General features: G+C 71.8%; 15 protein-coding genes and 1 tRNA gene. 4 read left to right on the forward strand and 12 right to left on the reverse strand.

The window, feature by feature from the left end; all coding sequences use genetic code 11:
• Positions 1-102 precede the first annotated feature (102 nt).
• Positions 103-3,330, forward strand: a complete 3,228-nt coding sequence (locus ACIQPR_RS04390; protein WP_403641686.1) for a S41 family peptidase — start codon at positions 103-105, stop codon at positions 3,328-3,330.
• 54 nt (positions 3,331-3,384) lie between these two features.
• Here the strand turns inward: ACIQPR_RS04390 and ACIQPR_RS04395 are convergent, their stop codons facing one another.
• The 4 genes from ACIQPR_RS04395 to ACIQPR_RS04410 all read right to left on the reverse strand — a co-directional run bounded on the left by ACIQPR_RS04395 (position 3,385) and on the right by ACIQPR_RS04410 (position 6,958).
• Positions 3,385-3,558 (reverse strand): hypothetical protein, encoded by a 174-nt coding sequence (locus ACIQPR_RS04395; protein ID WP_403641689.1) that lies wholly within the window; start codon positions 3,556-3,558, stop codon positions 3,385-3,387.
• An 84-nt stretch (positions 3,559-3,642) separates the two neighbouring features.
• Positions 3,643-4,530 (reverse strand): SDR family oxidoreductase, encoded by an 888-nt coding sequence (locus ACIQPR_RS04400; protein ID WP_403641692.1) that lies wholly within the window; start codon positions 4,528-4,530, stop codon positions 3,643-3,645.
• A complete protein-coding gene (locus ACIQPR_RS04405) occupies positions 4,527-5,462 on the reverse strand; it encodes an alpha/beta fold hydrolase (RefSeq protein WP_403641695.1) in 936 nt (311 codons plus the stop codon). Before ACIQPR_RS04405 ends, ACIQPR_RS04400 begins: the two co-directional genes overlap by 4 nt.
• Positions 5,459-6,958, reverse strand: coding sequence for a flavin-containing monooxygenase (locus ACIQPR_RS04410; protein WP_403641698.1), 1,500 nt, complete (start codon positions 6,956-6,958; stop codon positions 5,459-5,461). Before ACIQPR_RS04410 ends, ACIQPR_RS04405 begins: the two co-directional genes overlap by 4 nt.
• A gap of 142 nt (positions 6,959-7,100) precedes the next feature.
• On the opposite strand from ACIQPR_RS04410, the gene ACIQPR_RS04415 reads away from it, so the two are divergent.
• Complete coding sequence (locus tag ACIQPR_RS04415; RefSeq protein WP_403641701.1) at positions 7,101-7,778, forward strand: MerR family transcriptional regulator; 678 nt, start codon at positions 7,101-7,103, stop codon at positions 7,776-7,778.
• A gap of 19 nt (positions 7,779-7,797) precedes the next feature.
• Here ACIQPR_RS04415 and ACIQPR_RS04420 read toward each other — a convergent pair whose 3' ends face one another.
• A complete protein-coding gene (locus ACIQPR_RS04420) occupies positions 7,798-8,601 on the reverse strand; it encodes an exodeoxyribonuclease III (protein WP_403641704.1) in 804 nt (267 codons plus the stop codon).
• Positions 8,602-8,669: 68 nt separating this feature from the next.
• Here ACIQPR_RS04420 and ACIQPR_RS04425 point away from each other — a divergent pair, with 68 nt between their 5' ends.
• Positions 8,670-9,146, forward strand: a complete 477-nt coding sequence (locus ACIQPR_RS04425; RefSeq protein ID WP_403641707.1) for a GNAT family N-acetyltransferase — start codon at positions 8,670-8,672, stop codon at positions 9,144-9,146.
• A 59-nt stretch (positions 9,147-9,205) separates the two neighbouring features.
• On the opposite strand, the gene ACIQPR_RS04430 is transcribed toward ACIQPR_RS04425, so the two are convergent.
• From ACIQPR_RS04430 to galU, 7 genes are all read right to left on the reverse strand, one after another.
• A tRNA-Ala gene (locus tag ACIQPR_RS04430) sits at positions 9,206-9,279 on the reverse strand.
• 61 nt (positions 9,280-9,340) lie between these two features.
• On the reverse strand, positions 9,341-10,645 hold the full coding sequence (gene glpR, locus ACIQPR_RS04435; RefSeq protein ID WP_403641710.1) for a gephyrin-like molybdotransferase receptor GlpR: 1,305 nt from the start codon (positions 10,643-10,645) through the stop codon (positions 9,341-9,343).
• A gap of 216 nt (positions 10,646-10,861) precedes the next feature.
• On the reverse strand, positions 10,862-11,500 hold the full coding sequence (locus ACIQPR_RS04440) for a GNAT family N-acetyltransferase (protein ID WP_403642918.1): 639 nt from the start codon (positions 11,498-11,500) through the stop codon (positions 10,862-10,864).
• Positions 11,497-12,039: a molybdenum cofactor biosynthesis protein B gene (locus ACIQPR_RS04445; protein WP_403641713.1), complete on the reverse strand. Its 543-nt coding sequence runs from the start codon at positions 12,037-12,039 to the stop codon at positions 11,497-11,499. Before ACIQPR_RS04445 ends, ACIQPR_RS04440 begins: the two co-directional genes overlap by 4 nt.
• Positions 12,036-12,548, reverse strand: coding sequence for a cyclic pyranopterin monophosphate synthase MoaC (gene moaC, locus ACIQPR_RS04450; RefSeq protein ID WP_403641716.1), 513 nt, complete (start codon positions 12,546-12,548; stop codon positions 12,036-12,038). The genes ACIQPR_RS04445 and moaC overlap by 4 nt, the downstream gene beginning before the upstream one ends.
• Positions 12,549-12,610: 62 nt before the next feature.
• Positions 12,611-13,933, reverse strand: a complete 1,323-nt coding sequence (gene glp / locus ACIQPR_RS04455) for a gephyrin-like molybdotransferase Glp (protein ID WP_403641719.1) — start codon at positions 13,931-13,933, stop codon at positions 12,611-12,613.
• A 5-nt stretch (positions 13,934-13,938) separates the two neighbouring features.
• Positions 13,939-14,841: a UTP--glucose-1-phosphate uridylyltransferase GalU gene (gene galU / locus ACIQPR_RS04460; RefSeq protein WP_403641722.1), complete on the reverse strand. Its 903-nt coding sequence runs from the start codon at positions 14,839-14,841 to the stop codon at positions 13,939-13,941.
• A 132-nt stretch (positions 14,842-14,973) separates the two neighbouring features.
• Here galU and ACIQPR_RS04465 point away from each other — a divergent pair, with 132 nt between their 5' ends.
• A complete protein-coding gene (locus ACIQPR_RS04465) occupies positions 14,974-15,555 on the forward strand; it encodes a 5-formyltetrahydrofolate cyclo-ligase (RefSeq protein ID WP_403641725.1) in 582 nt (193 codons plus the stop codon).
• The last annotated feature ends 42 nt before the right edge of the window (positions 15,556-15,597 follow it).

Here is a 15,597-nt window from a genome sequence, read left to right on the forward strand (position 1 = left end):
CGCACCCTTCTACGAAACGAAACCGTTTCGTACGTGTGGTGAGTCACCCGGAGTGCTGGTTCACGAGTTGCTCCGGTCCGTCCCGCGGAAAAGCATAGGGACGTGAGCTATCTGCGCCTGCCGCACCTCAACGGAGACCTGCTGAGCTTCGTGGCCGAGGACGACCTCTGGCTGGCCCCGCTCGACGGCGGGGGCCGCGCCTGGCGGCTCACCGTCGACCGCACCAAGATCGGCCACCCCCGCTTCTCCCCCGACGGCCGCCACCTCGCCTGCACGAGCTGGCGGAGCCTGGTCCCGGAGATCCACCTCGTCCCCGTCGAGGGCGGCCCCGGCCGCAGACTCACCTACTGGGGCAGCGCCGACACCCGGGTCTGCGGCTGGACACCGGAGGGCGACATCCTCGCGGTGGCCTCGCACGGCGAGCCGTTCTCCTACTTCACCTGGGCTCACAAGATCCCCACCGACGGCGACCCCGGCGGCCGGCTCCCCTGGGGCCCGGTCTGCGACATCCAGCTCGCCGACATCGACGGCGAACGCCAGACCCTCCTGCTGACCGGCACCCCGCCCCACGAACCGGCCGCCTGGAAGCGCTACCGCGGCGGCGCCATGGGCCGCCTCTGGCTGCACGGCCGCCGCCTCCTCGCCGACCTCGAAGGCCATCTGCACTCCCCCATGTTCGTCGCCGGCCGCATCGCCTTCCTCTCCGACCACGAGGGCGTCGGCAACCTCTACTCCTGCGCCCACGACGGCTCCGACCTTCGCCGCCACACCGACCACGACACCTTCTACGCCCGGCACGCGGCCAGCGACGGCACCCGGGTCGTGTACCAGTGCGCCGGCGACCTCTGGATCGTCGACGACCTGTCGCCGGCCGCCCTCCCGCGCAGGCTCGACGTACGCCTGAGCGGTCCGCGCGCCGGCCGCCGCACCTACCAGGTCCCCGCCGCCCAGCACGTCGACGGCATCTCGGTCGACGAGACGGGCCGGGCGAGCGCCGTCGTCGTACGGGGCAGCCTGTACTGGCTGACGCACCGCGACGGCCCGGCCCGCACCATCACCGACACCCCGGGCGTACGGGTCCGCCTGCCCGAGATGCTCGGCAGCGGTGGGCAGGTCGCCTACGTCACCGACGCGGACGGCGAGGACGCGATCGAGATCTCCTACCTCCCGCGCGCCACCGGCGACCGCGCCCCCCGCCGCCTGGCCTCCGGCGAGGTGGGCCGCGTCCTGGAGCTGGTGTCGGACCCGGCGGGCGAGCGGCTGGCTATCGCCGCGCACGACGGACGGCTGCTGCTCCTCGACGCCACGGAGGACTCCGACGGGGAGGTCACCGAACTGATCCGCTCGATCAACGGACCGGTACGCGACCTCGCCTTCTCCCCCGACGGCTCCTGGCTGACCTGGTCCCACCCGGGCATCGGTCGCTCGCTGCGCCAGATCAAGATGGCCCGCATGAAGGACCGGCTGATCGTCGACGTCACCAACGGCCGCTTCGAGGACGAGAATCCGGTCTTCACCAGGGACGGCCGCTACCTCGCCTTCCTCTCCTGGCGCGGCTTCGACCCGGTCTACGACGTCCACACCGGCGACCTCTCCTTCCCGCTCGGCTGCCGCCCCTACCTCGTCCCGCTCTCCTCGGCCACCCCCTCCCCGTTCGCGCTCACCCCCGAGGGCCGCCCGGCGGCCGGCGGACTGGACGCGGCACAGGACGACGAGGGCGCGGACGGCGCGGTGACGGTCGAGGTGGAGGGCCTGGAGAGCCGGGTCACGCCGTTCCCGGTCCCGGCCTCCAAGTACTCGGCGCTGTACCCGGTCTCGGGCGGCGGCCTGGTCTGGCTGCGCTGGCCGATCTCCGGCGCGCTGGGCGAGACCTTCGCCAACCCGGACGACACCAGCGGCCGGCCGACCCTCGAACACTTCACCATCAGCAAGGCGAAGAAGTCCGAACTCGTCGACCACCTCGACTGGTTCGCGGTCAGCGGCGACGGATCGCGCCTGGTCGTGGTCGACGAGGACGAACTGCGGGCGGTGCCGTCCACGGAGTCCGGCGACGGCGACTCGACCGTCTGGATCGACCTGCGCCGCATCCTGCACGAGGTGGACCCGCCCGCCGAGTGGCGCCAGTCCTACGAGGAGGCGGGCCGGCTGATCCGCGCCTACTACTGGGATCCGCAGATGTGCGGCATCGACTGGGACGGCGTCCTGGACCAGTACCGCCCGCTGGTGGACCGCGTGGCGTCCCCGGACGACTTCGCGGACCTGCTCCGCGAAGTCCTGGGCGAACTGGGCACCTCCCACGCCTACGTCACCCCCTCCCGCCGCAACGAGGGCCCGCCCCACTACCAGCGCCGCCAGGGCCTGCTGGGCGCCAACCTGGTCCGCAGGGACGGGGGTTGGACGGTGACCCGGATCCTCCCCGGCGAGTCCTCGGACTCCAAGGCCCGCTCCCCGCTGGCCGGCACCGGCATCCGCGAGGGCGCGGTCCTGACCCATGTCGACGGCCGCCCGGTCGACCGACTCACCGGCCCCTACCCGCTGTTGGCGGGCGCGGGCGGCACGACGGTGGAGCTGACCTTCACCCCGGCGGAAGGCGAGGGCAGGGCCCGCCGCGTCGCGGTCGTCCCGCTCGTCGACGAACGCCCGCTGCGCTACCAGGACTGGGTGGCCAAACGCCGGGCGGTGGTACGGGAGTTGAGCGGCGGCCACTGCGGCTACCTCCACATCCCCGACATGGGCGGCTCCGGCTGGGCCCAGTTCAACCGCGACCTGCGCCTGGAGGTGTCCCGCCCCGCCCTCATCGTCGACGTACGCGGCAACGCGGGCGGCCACATCAGCGAGCTGGTCGTGGAGAAACTCACCCGCACCATCCTCGGCTGGGACCTGACCCGCAACGCCCAACCGGTGTCGTACGCCTCGAACGCCCCCAGAGGACCGGTGGTCGCGCTGGCCGACGAGGCGACCTCCTCGGACGGCGACATGATCACCGCCGCCTTCAAACTGCTCCGCCTCGGCCCGGTCGTGGGCCAGCGCACCTGGGGCGGAGTGGTCGGCATGACCGGCCGCCACCAACTCGGCGACGGCACCGTCATCACCGTCCCGATGAACGCGGCCTGGTTCGACGCCTACGGCTGGTCGGTCGAGAACCGGGGCGTGACACCGGACTTGGAGGTGCTCCGCACCCCGCTGGACTGGGCCGAGGGCCGCCACGCCCAACTCGACGACGCGGTCAGGCTGGCCCTGGACCTGCTGGCCCTGCACCCGGCGGCGACCCCGCCCGGCTACGCCGACGTACCGGACCGCAGTAGACCGAAGTTGCCGCCGCGCCTCTGAAACGGAGCGTGGGGCGCCCCGAGAGCCGGGGCGCCCCACGCGATCGGACCGCGACTAGGCGTCGAAGTCCTGGTCCATCCGGTCCTCTTCACGCCGTACGCGCTCGGAGACCTCGTCCTGCTGCTGCCCGCCGCGCGAACCCGCCTCGTCCTGGCCCTGGCCCATCCGGTCCTTGGCCTTGTCCGCGAGGTCCTTCGCCTTGTCCTGGAACTGGTCCTTCATACCCATGTGGGTTCACTCCCGTAGTGGGGGAAACGGCCCTTGACCGGGCCTCGACCAGATTCACACGGGCGGACACAGTTCGCATTTCGGTCAGTTACGTTCCGTAGCCCGCGCGGCCTCGTCCGCCGCCCCGCCCGCCCCGACCAGCCCCGAGCGCACCCCGTCCAGCCGGGACCCGAACCGCCGCATCTCCCGCTGCCCCACCGCCCCGATGATCCCCGGCAGATACCCGCGCACGCCCTGCATCCCCCGCAGCCACCCCTGCCCGTACACATGGGCGGAGCGCCGTTCGATCCCGGCGACGATCCGGTCCACGGCCGGTCCCAGCGGATACGTCTTGTTGGCCGGCCACGGCAGCCGCTGCCGCAACTCCCGCATGACGTCGTCCTGATCGGCCCCGCGCACCATGTCGGTGTCGGTCCAGGACAGATACCCGACCCCGACCCGTACGCCCTTGTGGCCGACCTCGGCGCGCAGGCTGTGCGCGTACGCCTCGACGCCCGCCTTGGAGGCGCAGTAGGCGGTCATCATCGGCGCGGGCGTGATCGCGGCGAGCGAGGCGATCTGGAGCAGATAGCCGCGGCTCTCCGTCAGCACCGGCAGGAACGCCCGCGCGGTCACGGCCGATCCGATCAGGTTGACCTCGATCACCCGCCGCCACGCGTCGGGGTCGGAGTCGGCGAAGGGCCCGCCGGTGGCGACACCCGCGTTGGCGACGACGATGTCGACCTTCCCGAACCGCTCCTTGACCTCGGCCGCGACCCGCGTCATCGCCTCGTGGTCGGTGACGTCCGCGTACCAGGAGGCGCTGTCGGTGTGCAGCCGCTCCGCGACCTGCTTGAGCGCGTCCGGCTCCAGCCCGACCAGCGCCACCCGCGCGCCGCGCGCGGACAGTTTGCGGGCGAGCAGTTCGCCGACGCCCCGCGCGGCCCCGGTCACGACCGCGACCTGACCCTCCAGGCTCATCTTGCCGCTCATGCGCCCTCCTTGACCTGATCTGTCGGCTCGAACTCGATGTAGGCGGCGGCCAGTTCGCGGATCTTCCCGCTGACCAGCTCGGGCGCCTCGACGGGGGTCATGTGCCCGAGCCCCGTCAGCTCGGTGCTGCCGACGCACTGCGGCAGCGCGGCGACCAGCGCCCGCGCCTGCACCGGCGGCGTCAACCGGTCCGCCGTACCGACGACGACGGCCGTGGGCACCGCCAACTCCCGTACGTCGCGGTCGAGATCGAGGGTGGCGAGCACCTGCGACCAGGCGTGCCGCACGGTCCGCGGGCACGCGTGCACGATCCGCGCGCACGCCTCGACCATGTGCGGCGCGGAGCCGGGTCCCATCGTCCCGTACTTCAGGATCCGGCGCGCGGCGGGCGTGACCGGCCCGAGCGGCGCGCGGGTGCCGAGGATCCCCCGGGTGAGCCGGGTGCGGGTCCGGCCGGGTCGCAGCGGCAGCACGAGCGACTCCTCGACCAGGCGCGAACTGCCCGTGCTGCACAGCAGGACGGCCACCGCGTGCTCCCGGAACCGGGCCCGTCCGGCCGCCGCCAGCACGGTCATCCCGCCCATGGAGTGGCCCGCGATCACGGCCTTCTCCCCGGGCGCGAGCGTCGCTTCGAGGACGGCCTCCAGGTCGTCGGCGAGCGCGTCGGTGCTGTAGGAGACGGCCGCCGGACTGCGCCCGTGGCCGCGCTGGTCGTAGACGACGACCCGGTGGTCGACCGCCAAGTCCCTTGTCTGCGCGGCCCAGAAGGCCGTGGAGCAGGTCCAGCCGTGCGCGAGGACGACGGCCGGCGCGCCCTCGGGGCCGTGCACCTCGGCGTGCAGCCGCGAGCCGTCGGCGGAGGTGACGGTGAGTTCGCGGACGGGGACGGGCGGGGCGTAGGGCCCGGAGTCGACATGCGTGAGACGGCTCATGCGGCGGCCTCGGCCTTCTGCTCGGCGGGCGCCCGCACGACCTCGTACTCGGCGAGGTCGACGCGCCGGGTGGCCCTGCGGAACTCGGTGGTCGTGCCGGGCCAGACGGTGGTGTTGCGGCCGTTGGCGTCGAGGTACCAGCTGGTGCAGCCGCCGGTGTTCCACACGGTCCGCTTCATGCGTTCCTGCACCCGGTGGTTCCAGGAGGCCACGGCGGCGGGCCGGGCGTCGAGCGCGACGCGTCCGCCGAGGACGTCCAACTGCCGTACGTAGTCGGCGAGATAGTTGAGCTGGGACTCGATCATCAGGATCATGGAGGAGTTCCCGAGGCCGGTGTTGGGCCCGATGATGGTCATCCAGTTGGGGAACCCGGCCGCCGAGGCGCCGCGCAGCGCCTCCATCCCGCCCTGCCAGGCCTCGGCGAGCGTCCGCCCGTCCGCGCCGACGACCCGGTCCGCGATCGGCATGTCCGTGACGTGGAAGCCGGTGCCGAAGACGATCGCGTCGACCTCGGCCGTACTGCCGTCGGCGGCGACGACCGTCGAACCGCGGACCTCGCTCAGCCCACTGGCCACCACGTCGACGTTGGGCCGGGCGAGGGCCGGATAGTAGGCGCTGGAGAGCAGGATGCGCTTGCAGCCGATGCGGTAGTCGGGGGTGAGCTTGGCGCGCAGGGCCGGGTCCTTGATGGAACGGGCCATGTTCCGCCGGGCCAGCCGCTCGATCATGCCGAGTTCGTCGGGCCGCTTGGTGAACGCCTGGACCTGCAACTCCCGCAGCCCCCACAGGAGTCCGCGGCGGGCCTGGGTGGTGAAGGGCAGCGTCCGGTGCAGGGCGCGTTCGGCGCCGCTGATGGCGCGGTCGACGCGGGGCATCACCCACGGCGGGGTGCGCTGGAAGAGGGTGAGGCGCTCCACCCGCGGCTGGATCGACGGCACGATCTGGATGGCGGAGGCGCCGGTGCCGACCATCGCGACGCGCTTGCCGCGCAGGTCGTAGTCGTGGTCCCAGCGGGCCGAGTGGAAGACCTTGCCGGGGAAGGAGTCGAGGCCGGGGATGTCCGGGATCTTGGGGTCGGAGAGCGGTCCGGTCGCGGAGACGACGAGGTCGGCGGAGTAGGAACCGCCGCTGGTCTCGATGTCCCAGCACAGCCGCCGCGCGTCCCAGGTCATCATCTTGACCTCGGAGTCGAGGCGGATGTGGGGGCGGAGCCCGAAGACGTCGGTGACGTGCTCCAGGTAGCCGCGGATGTGCTCCTGCCCGGAGAAGGTGCGCGGCCAGTCGGGGTTGGGCGCGAAGGAGAACGAGTACAGATGGGACGGTACGTCGCAGGCGCACCCGGGGTAGTTGTTGTCCCGCCAGGTCCCGCCGACGCTGTCGGCGCGCTCCAGGACGACGAAGTCGGTGACGCCCTCGCGCCGCAGCCGCACCGCGGCCCCCAGCCCGCCGAACCCGGAGCCGATCACCGCCACCCGCACATGCTCGCGTTCGGTCATCCCGTGCCCTCCCATGCAACCCGTACTACCCGTTCAACCGCGCCAGTGAACACTGGCGCAATCGGACTGTAGAACAGGTCCGTACTCATGGGTAGGGGGCGGCACCAGGAAAGTTACCTTGGGTACGACGTAGGGTGCGGGCGTGGCGGAGAAGGCAGAACAGAAGCGCGAGTACCGCATGGAGGAGCTCGCCGAGCGGGCCGGCATCACGGTGCGCACCCTGCGCTTCTACCGCGAGCGCAAACTCATCCCCCCGCCGCGCCGCGAGGGCCGTATCGCCTGGTACGACGAGACGCACCTCGCCCGGCTGCGCACGATCTCGGCGCTCCTGGAGCGCGGCCACACCCTCAACGGCATCGCGGAACTCGCCGAGGCCTTCGACCACGGCCGCAACGTCGGCGAACTGCTGGGGCTGGGCGCCCCCACCGAGGAGACCCCGGTCCGGCTCACCCCGGAGGCCCTCGCCGACTACTTCGGCGACCAGGCCACCCCGGAGAACTTCGCCGCCTCGCTCGAACTCGGCTACCTCGGCACCGACGGCAGCGAGATCGTCCACATCAGCCGCCGTCTCCTCGACGTCACGGCCGCGCTGGTCCGCGAGGGCATCCCCCTCGCGGACGTCCTCACCGCGGGCCGCCGGGTCCGCGAGCACACGGAGTCACTCGCCGAACTCTTCGCCGGCCTGGTCCTCGGCCGGGGCGGCACGGCACAGGACCTGCAACGACTGCGCCCGCTGGCGAAGAGCGTGGTGGAGGCGGAACTGTCGATGGCGATGGACCGACGCCTGCAACGGGGCACCGGGGACCCCCAACTGCCGTAGCCGACGGCCGACTTCCCCCTCAGAGGTCGTAGACCACCGTCACCGGCGCGTGGTCCGACCAGCGCTCGTCGTGCGTCGCCGCCCGCTCGACGAACCCCTTGACCGCCTTGGCGGCGAGCCCCGCCGTGGTCACGTGGTAGTCGATCCGCCAGCCGCTGTCGTTGTCGAAGGCCCGCCCCCGGTACGACCACCACGAGTACGGCCCCTCGACGTCCGGATGCAGCGCCCGTACGACATCGACGTACGCGCCGTCCTCCGCGTCGAGCACCCGGCCCAGCCACTCCCGCTCCTCCGGCAGGAACCCGGAGTTCTTCTGGTTGGCGCGCCAGTTCTTGAGGTCGGCGGGCCGGTGGGCGATGTTCCAGTCGCCGCAGACGACGACCTCGCGGCCGTCGGCGGCGGACCGCTCGCGCAGCTCCTTCAGGTGGACGAGGAACTCGTCCATGAAGCGGATCTTCTCGTCCTGCCGCTCGGTGCCGACCTCCCCGGAGGGCAGGTAGAGGCTGGCGACCGTGACGCCGGGGAGGTCGGCCTCGACGTAGCGGCCACTGGCGTCGAACTCGGCCGAACCGAAGCCGACCTGGACGCGGTCGGGCTCGCGGCGGGTGTAGAGGGAGACGCCCGCGCGGCCCTTGGCGGCGGCCGGCGCGTGCACCACGTGCCAGCCCTCGGGGGCGCGCACGTGCTCCGGCAGCTGCTCCGGCTCGGCCCGCACCTCCTGGAGGCACAGGACATCGGCGGAGGTCCCGGCGAGCCACTCCACGAAGCCCTTCTTCGCGGCGGCCCGCAGACCATTGACATTGACTGAGGTCACAGTGAGCACTCGGGCACGATACCGGCACACTGGACGGAGTCCGGATTCCCGTTTCGAGTAGGTATACGATTTTCCGCATGAATATACGCACTGTTCCCTTCGACCACCCCGACGCCGTGAAGCTGAACGACGAGGTCCAGGCCGAGTACCACGTCCGCTACGGCGACGGCGGCGACTCCACCCCGCTCGCCCCACCGGACTTCGAACCGCCCAACGGCGTGTACCTGATCGCCTACGACGAGGACGACAGACCCCTCGCCACCGGCGGCTGGCGCTCCCAGGACGCCAACGGCGAGGGCAACGAGGACGGCGACGCCGAGCTGAAGCGGATGTTCGTGATCGAGCAGGCGCGCGGCCGGGGCCTCGCCCGCCGCATGCTGGCCGCCCTGGAGGAGGACGCCCGCGCCGCCGGCCGCGTCCGCATGGTCCTGGAGACCGGCACCAAGCAGCCCGAGGCCATCGCCCTGTACACGTCCAGCGGCTACGAGCCCTGCGTGAAGTTCGGCTACTACCGCCACTTCGACGACAGCAGGTGCTTCGCGAAGGCGCTGTGAGCGAGGGAACGACAAAGATCCCGCCCGATCTTCCGATCGGGCGGGATCCTGATGTTGTGTGGACCTGTGGGGATTTGAACCCCAGACCCCCTCGATGCGAACGAGGTGCGCTACCAGACTGCGCCACAGGCCCTTGCAACGAGTGAAACTCTAGCATCCCCCTCAGGGTGCTTGGAAATCCGTTCCTTGCCTGGTCACTCGTTGGCCGCGCGGGGCCGCTCGCCGTCCTCGTACTGGTCGAACAGCGGGGTGCGACCGCGCTCGCGGGCGCGGCGCGCGGAGGCGGCGCGGCGGGCGTCGGTGCGGCCGTCCGGCGTCGCCTTGTCGTCGTCCGACAAGTCCTCGACGTCCTCGTCGTCGCGGGCCGTCGGCTGCGCCTCCTGCTCGGGCGCCACCGAGCTGGAACGCGCGGAACTCCACGCGTCGGGCGCCCCGAGGTCCACGTCGGAGGTGGCGCGCGGGGCGACCGGCGCGGTGACGTACGTCGGCAGCGGTACGGGGACGGGGTCCCAGCTGTCGCCCTGGCCGGGCCGGCGCTGCCGTTCGCGCTGCTGGTCCACCCACTCGGCGTGGTCGGTCTGCTCGACCAGCGCACGGCGGTCGGCGGCGAGGGCGGACATCCCGGGGTCCGTCTCCGGTTCGGGTCCCTCCTCGGCGTCGTCGATCCCGGCGTCCACGGACGCGCGCCGGCGCGGCTGACGCTCTCTCAGCCGCTGCGCTGCGGCCTCGGCCTGACGGCGGTCCATCTGGTAGGCGAAGCGACGGCGTTCCTGGGAGCGCAGATAGGCGATGTACCCGCTGAGCAGTACCGCGGGCACTCCGGGCGCCCACAGGAGGGTGAGTCCGCCGACCGCCGCGACGACCGCGCCGAGCGTGAAGGCGAGGAAGAGCATCACGGTGGTACGTCGACGGCGCGCGAGCACCTTCACGCGCCGGGCGCGCGCGGCGGCGGCCTCCTCGGCGGGCGTACGCCGCCCGACCGGGACGCGCCTACGGGCGGACGCGGGGGCGGACTTGGGCGCCTTGACCGTCTTGGCGGATGCCTGGACGGGGGCTTGCTGGGGTGCCGGTCTGGCCGTCTGGTCCCGGGCTTGGTCGCGTGCCGGTTCGCGACCCGGCTCGCGCACGGGTTCGCGTGCCCCTTCGCGCTCCGGTTCCCGTTCCCGTGTCGTCTCCGACCGGTCCGGGCCGGGCCGGCGGACCTGTGCGTGCACCTGGGGACGGGCCGGGGGCATGGCGAAGGCCCGGACGTCCACCGAGTCGGTGACGACGTCCGGCACGACGGCGCCGGACTCCCCCTCCTCGGTGGAGCGCGCCCGCAGGTCCTTGGCGTACCGGCGCTCCATCCCCGCCCGTCCGGACAGCAGCCGGATGGCGGTGCTGAAGCGTTCCGTCGGACGGGCCTCGTTCAGCTCGTCCTGCCTACGGAGCCACATCGGCACCAAGTAGGCGGCCCAGGCCCCGACAATGACTGCGTAGATGAGGCCGCTGCTGCTCACGCCTCACACGGTAGAGGGGTTTGCGTGAGGCCATCTGCCAATTGAGCCGGTGTGTCGCACGATCTGGCTGATATTTCGAGCTTTTTTTGTGACCGATGCGATCAGCAGGCCGCGAGGTTGGCGAATTCATTGCCTCAAGGTGGTCATCCGTCGATCACTTTCGAACACTTATTCAATTTCCGGAGAGGCGGACTTCCGGGCCCGACATCCTCCCCGTCACGCGGGATTGTCGTGCGGCGCGCTCCGGGAGCGTGCCCGCTGCCAGCGGGCCAGCAACCCTTCGGGGACCTCTTCCGCGGTGAGCGCGAAGACGAGATGGTCGCGCCAGGCGCCGTCGATGTGGAGATAACGGGGCCGCAGCCCCTCCTCACGGAATCCGAGTTTCTCCACGACCCTGCGGCTGGGACCGTTCTCCGGGCGAATGCAGACCTCGATGCGGTGCAGTCCCACGGCCCGGAAACAGTGGTCGACGGCGAGTGCCACGGACGTCGGCATCACTCCGCGCCCGGCCACCGACTCGTCCACCCAGTAGCCGATGTGGCCCGAGCACATGGAGCCCCAGGTGATCCCGGCGACCGTCAACTGCCCGACCAGACGCCCCTGGTACTCGATGACGAACGGCAGCATCCGGCCCGAGTTCGCCTCCGAGCGCAGGTGCCTGACCATCTGCCGGTAGGTCGGCCGGTGCGCGATCGGCCCGCTGGGCGTGGGCGGCGGGATGGTCGCCTCCCAGGGGCGCAGCCAGTCCCGGTTGCGCCGGTTGACCTCGCGCCAGACGCGCTGGTCACGGAGTTTTATCGGCCTCAGGACGATGTCGCCGTCCGCCAGTACGGCGGGCCAGGATGGGCTGTTCAGCTCGCACCCCCACTGGTGTCGGCGGGTCTGGGGTGATCGCCGCCGCGGATCTGGTCGACGGCGTGCGCCAGCAGGGGTTCCAGGACGGCGAGGCCGTCCTTCACCCCGCCGGTGGAACCGGGCAGGTTGACGATCAGTGTGTGCCCGGCGACTCCGGCCAGGCCCCGGGAGAGCACCGCGGTCGGCACCTTGTCGCGGCCGTACGCCCTGATGGCCTCGGCGATGCCCGGCACCTCGTGGTCGATCACCGCGCGGGTGGCCTCGGGGGTGCGGTCGGTGGGCGAGAGACCGGTGCCGCCGGTGGTGACGATCACGTCGAAACCGGCCTCGGCACCCGCGCGCAGCGCGGCCTCCACGGGATCGCCGTCAGGGACGACCCGCGGGCCGTCCACGGCGAACCCGAACTCCCTGAGCCGCTCGGCGATCAGGGGCCCGCCCTTGTCCTCGTAGACGCCGGCCGCCGCCCTGTTGGAGGCCGTGACGACCAGCGCGCTGTACGGCGCGAGGAGGGCGCCGCCGATCGACGCGTCGAGGCTCATGTGCGGCTCCAGTCCCCCGACTTGCCGCCCGTCTTCTCCTCCACGCGCACGTCCGTGATGACCGCTCCCTTGTCGACCGCCTTGACCATGTCGATCACGGTGAGCGCGGCGACGGAGACCGCGGTGAGGGCCTCCATCTCGACGCCCGTGCGGTCCGTCGTCTTCACGGTGGCCCGGATCCGTACAGCGTCGTCCGCGACCGACAGGTCCAGTTTCACACCCGACACCGACAACGGGTGGCAGAGCGGGATCAGATCCGGGGTGCGTTTGGCGCCCATGATGCCCGCGATGCGCGCGGTGGCCAGGGCGTCACCCTTGGGTACTCCCTCGCCGCGCAGCAGTTCGACCACACGGGGCGAGACGAGGACGCGTCCGCTGGCGGTGGCGGTGCGCACGGTCACGTCCTTGCCGGACACGTCGACCATCCGGGCGGCGCCCGCGTCGTCGATGTGCGTGAGGCGGTCTTGCGCAGGGGGTCCGGGGGTGTCCCCCCGGAAAGGCTCAGTCATGCTGTGTGGCGCTCCCGGTCCGGGCGTGTTGTGCGCGACACGGTACCGCCAACCAGGAGTGCTCAGCCGAGCAGGACCACGTCGACCTCGGTGCCGGGCTCGACGGACTCGACGTCCTCGGGGACGACGATCAGCGCGTCGGCGAGCGCGAGGGCCGCGACCAGGTGCGATCCGGCGCCCCCTACGGGGGTGACCGCGCCGTCGGCGTACGTCCCGCGGAGGAACTGTCTGCGCCCCTTCGGGGAGGTGAGCGCCTTGTCGGTGGTGAGGGTGGCGCGGGTCCTGGGGCGGTGCACGTCGTCGAGACCCATCAGGGTGCGGATCGCGGGGCGGACGAACAGCTCGAAGGAGACGTACGACGACACCGGGTTGCCGGGGAGGGCGAGCAGCGGGATGTGGTCGGGGCCGATGGTGCCGAAGCCCTGGGGTTTGCCGGGCTGCATGGCGAGCCTGCGGAAGTCGATCCCGGCGCCGTCCTCGTCCTCGTCGCCCACGGAGGACAGGGCTTCCTTGACGACGTCGTACGCCCCGACGCTCACGCCGCCGGTGGTGACCAGGAGGTCGGCGCGGACGAGCTGGTCCTCGATGGTGTCGCGGAGGGTCTCGGCGTCGTCGGCGACGGCGCCGACCCGGTAGGCGATGGCGCCCGCGTCGCGGGCGGCCGCGGTGAGGGCGAAGCTGTTGGAGTCGTAGATCTGGCCGGCGCTCAACTGCTCGTCGGGCTGGACGAGTTCGCTGCCGGTGGACATGACGACCACGCGCGGGCGGGGGCGGACGCGGACCGTGCCGCGGCCGATGGCGGCGAGGAGGGCGATCTGCGGCGGGCCGAGGATCGTGCCGGCGTCCAGGGCACGGTCGCCGGCCTTCACGTCGCTGCCCAGCGCGCGCACGTGCGCGCGTGCCTCGGCCGAGCGGTACACGTGCACGTGTCCGCCGGCCGCCTCGGGGTCCTCGCTGCGGGCGCGCATACCGGTGACCGGGCCGTCGCCGAGGCCTCCGTCGGTCCACTCCACGGGGACGACGGCCTCCGCGCCGGGCGGCAACGGGGCGCCGGTCATGATCCGGGCGGTCTCTCCAGGGCCCACGTGGAGCGTTCCGGCCTGGCCGGCCGCGACGTCGCCGACGACCGTGAGGACGGCCGGGTACTCCTCGCTCGCGCCCGCGACGTCCGTGACCCGCACCGCGTACCCGTCCATCGAGCTGTTGTCGAAGGGCGGGAGCGAGACCGGCACCGTGATGTCCTCGACCAGGACGCAGCCCTGGGCGTCGAGCAGATGCAGCTCGATGGGTTCCAGGGGGCGGACGGTCGCGAGGATGTCCTCCAGGTGCTCGTCCACCGTCCACAGGTGGTCGGGTCCTGGGGTGCGGGTCGCGGCGGTGCTCAACGTTGCTACATCTCCTCGGCTACGTAACTGCGAAGCCAGGCGCGGAAGTCCGGGCCCAGGTCTTCACGTTCGCACGCGAGTCTGACAATGGCACGCAGATAGTCGCCCCGGTCTCCGGTGTCATAGCGGCGGCCCTTGAAGACGACGCCGTGCACGGGGCCGCCGACCTTCTCGTCGTCGGCCAGCTGCTGGAGGGCGTCGGTGAGCTGGATCTCGCCGCCGCGGCCGGGCTCGGTCTTGCGCAGTATCCCGAAGATGTGGGGGTCGAGGACGTAGCGGCCGATGATCGCATAGTTCGACGGCGCGTCGGCCGCCTCCGGCTTCTCGACCAGGCCGGTGACCTTGACGACGTCGTCGTCCTCGGTGGCCTCCACGGCGGCGCAGCCGTAGAGGTGGATCTGTTCGGGCGCGACCTCCATGAGGGCGACGACGCTGCCGCCGTGCCGCTCCTGGACCTCGACCATGCGCGCGAGGAGGGGGTCCCGGGGGTCGATCAGGTCGTCCCCGAGGAGGACGGCGAAGGGCTCGTGGCCGACGTGCGGGGCCGCGCAGAGGACGGCGTGGCCGAGGCCCTTGGGGTCGCCCTGGCGGACGTAGTGCATGGTCGCGAGGTCGCTGGACTCCTGGACCTTGGCCAGCCGGCTCGCGTCGCCCTTCTTCTGGAGGGCGGATTCGAGCTCGTAGTTGCGGTCGAAGTGGTCCTCAAGGGGGCGCTTGTTGCGTCCGGTGATCATGAGAACGTCGTCGAGCCCCGCCGACACGGCCTCTTCGACCACGTACTGGATCGCGGGCTTGTCCACGACCGGCAGCATCTCCTTGGGAGTTGCCTTCGTGGCCGGCAGGAACCGGGTGCCGAGACCGGCTGCGGGAATGACAGCCTTGCTGATCCTGGGGTGCGACTGAGTCATGCCCGAACCTTATCCGGTGCCTTTGTGCTGAATCTGTGGCTCCGGTTAATACGCTCTCATATGAGCACATTAGGAAGGATGCGGGTGGGACCTGTGCGTCACCTAGGACATGAACCCGAGCCTGACAAGCGAATGTTGCGGAGAGAGTTCCTCTCGGTGAGGAACAGGTTGACGGCCGGTGACGTGCGGGAAGCCGCCACCGCGCTCGCCGACCGCGCGCTGGAGCTGCCCGAACTGGCCCACGCGCGCACGGTGGCGGCGTACGTCTCCGTGGGCAGCGAACCAGGAACGCTCGTCCTCCTGGACGCCCTCCGCGCGCGCGGAGTCGACGTCCTCCTCCCCGCGCTCCTCCCGGACAACGACCTCGACTGGGGCGCCTACGACGGCGAGGGCTCGCTCGCGCGGGTGCGGCACGGCGGAAAGATGGCCCTGTTCGAACCGTCCGGCGAACGGCTCGGCCCGGACGCCGTGACAGCCGCCGACGTCGTCCTGCTGCCCGGCCTGGCGGTCGACGGTCACGGAATGCGGCTGGGACGCGGCGGGGGCTCCTACGACCGCGTGCTGGCGCGACTGGAGCGGGCGGACGCACGTCCCGCGCTACTGGTGCTGCTCTACGACTCCGAGGTCGTCGCGCACGTCCCCGCGGAGGCGCACGACCGGCCGGTGCGGGCGGCGGTGACACCGAGCGGTGTGCACCGGTTCCCCGGGAACTGAAATGGCCCTCCACGCGCGCGTGGAGGGCCATTTCAGAGGGTC

The organism is Streptomyces sp. NPDC091280 (assembly GCF_044768565.1).
Lineage (GTDB): Bacteria > Actinomycetota > Actinomycetes > Streptomycetales > Streptomycetaceae > Streptomyces.

Coding starts and splice junctions, on each gene's coding strand:
- ACIQPR_RS04395 (WP_403641689.1), bottom strand. CDS start 3,558: ATGGGTATGAAGGACCAGTTCCAGGACAAGGCGAAGGACCTCGCGGAC.
- ACIQPR_RS04400 (WP_403641692.1), bottom strand. CDS start 4,530: ATGAGCGGCAAGATGAGCCTGGAGGGTCAGGTCGCGGTCGTGACCGGG.
- ACIQPR_RS04405 (WP_403641695.1), bottom strand. CDS start 5,462: ATGAGCCGTCTCACGCATGTCGACTCCGGGCCCTACGCCCCGCCCGTC.
- ACIQPR_RS04410 (WP_403641698.1), bottom strand. CDS start 6,958: ATGACCGAACGCGAGCATGTGCGGGTGGCGGTGATCGGCTCCGGGTTC.
- ACIQPR_RS04425 (WP_403641707.1), top strand. CDS start 8,670: ATGAATATACGCACTGTTCCCTTCGACCACCCCGACGCCGTGAAGCTG.
- ACIQPR_RS04445 (WP_403641713.1), bottom strand. CDS start 12,039: ATGAGCCTCGACGCGTCGATCGGCGGCGCCCTCCTCGCGCCGTACAGC.
- moaC (WP_403641716.1), bottom strand. CDS start 12,548: ATGACTGAGCCTTTCCGGGGGGACACCCCCGGACCCCCTGCGCAAGAC.
- galU (WP_403641722.1), bottom strand. CDS start 14,841: ATGACTCAGTCGCACCCCAGGATCAGCAAGGCTGTCATTCCCGCAGCC.
- ACIQPR_RS04465 (WP_403641725.1), top strand. CDS start 14,974: ATGTTGCGGAGAGAGTTCCTCTCGGTGAGGAACAGGTTGACGGCCGGT.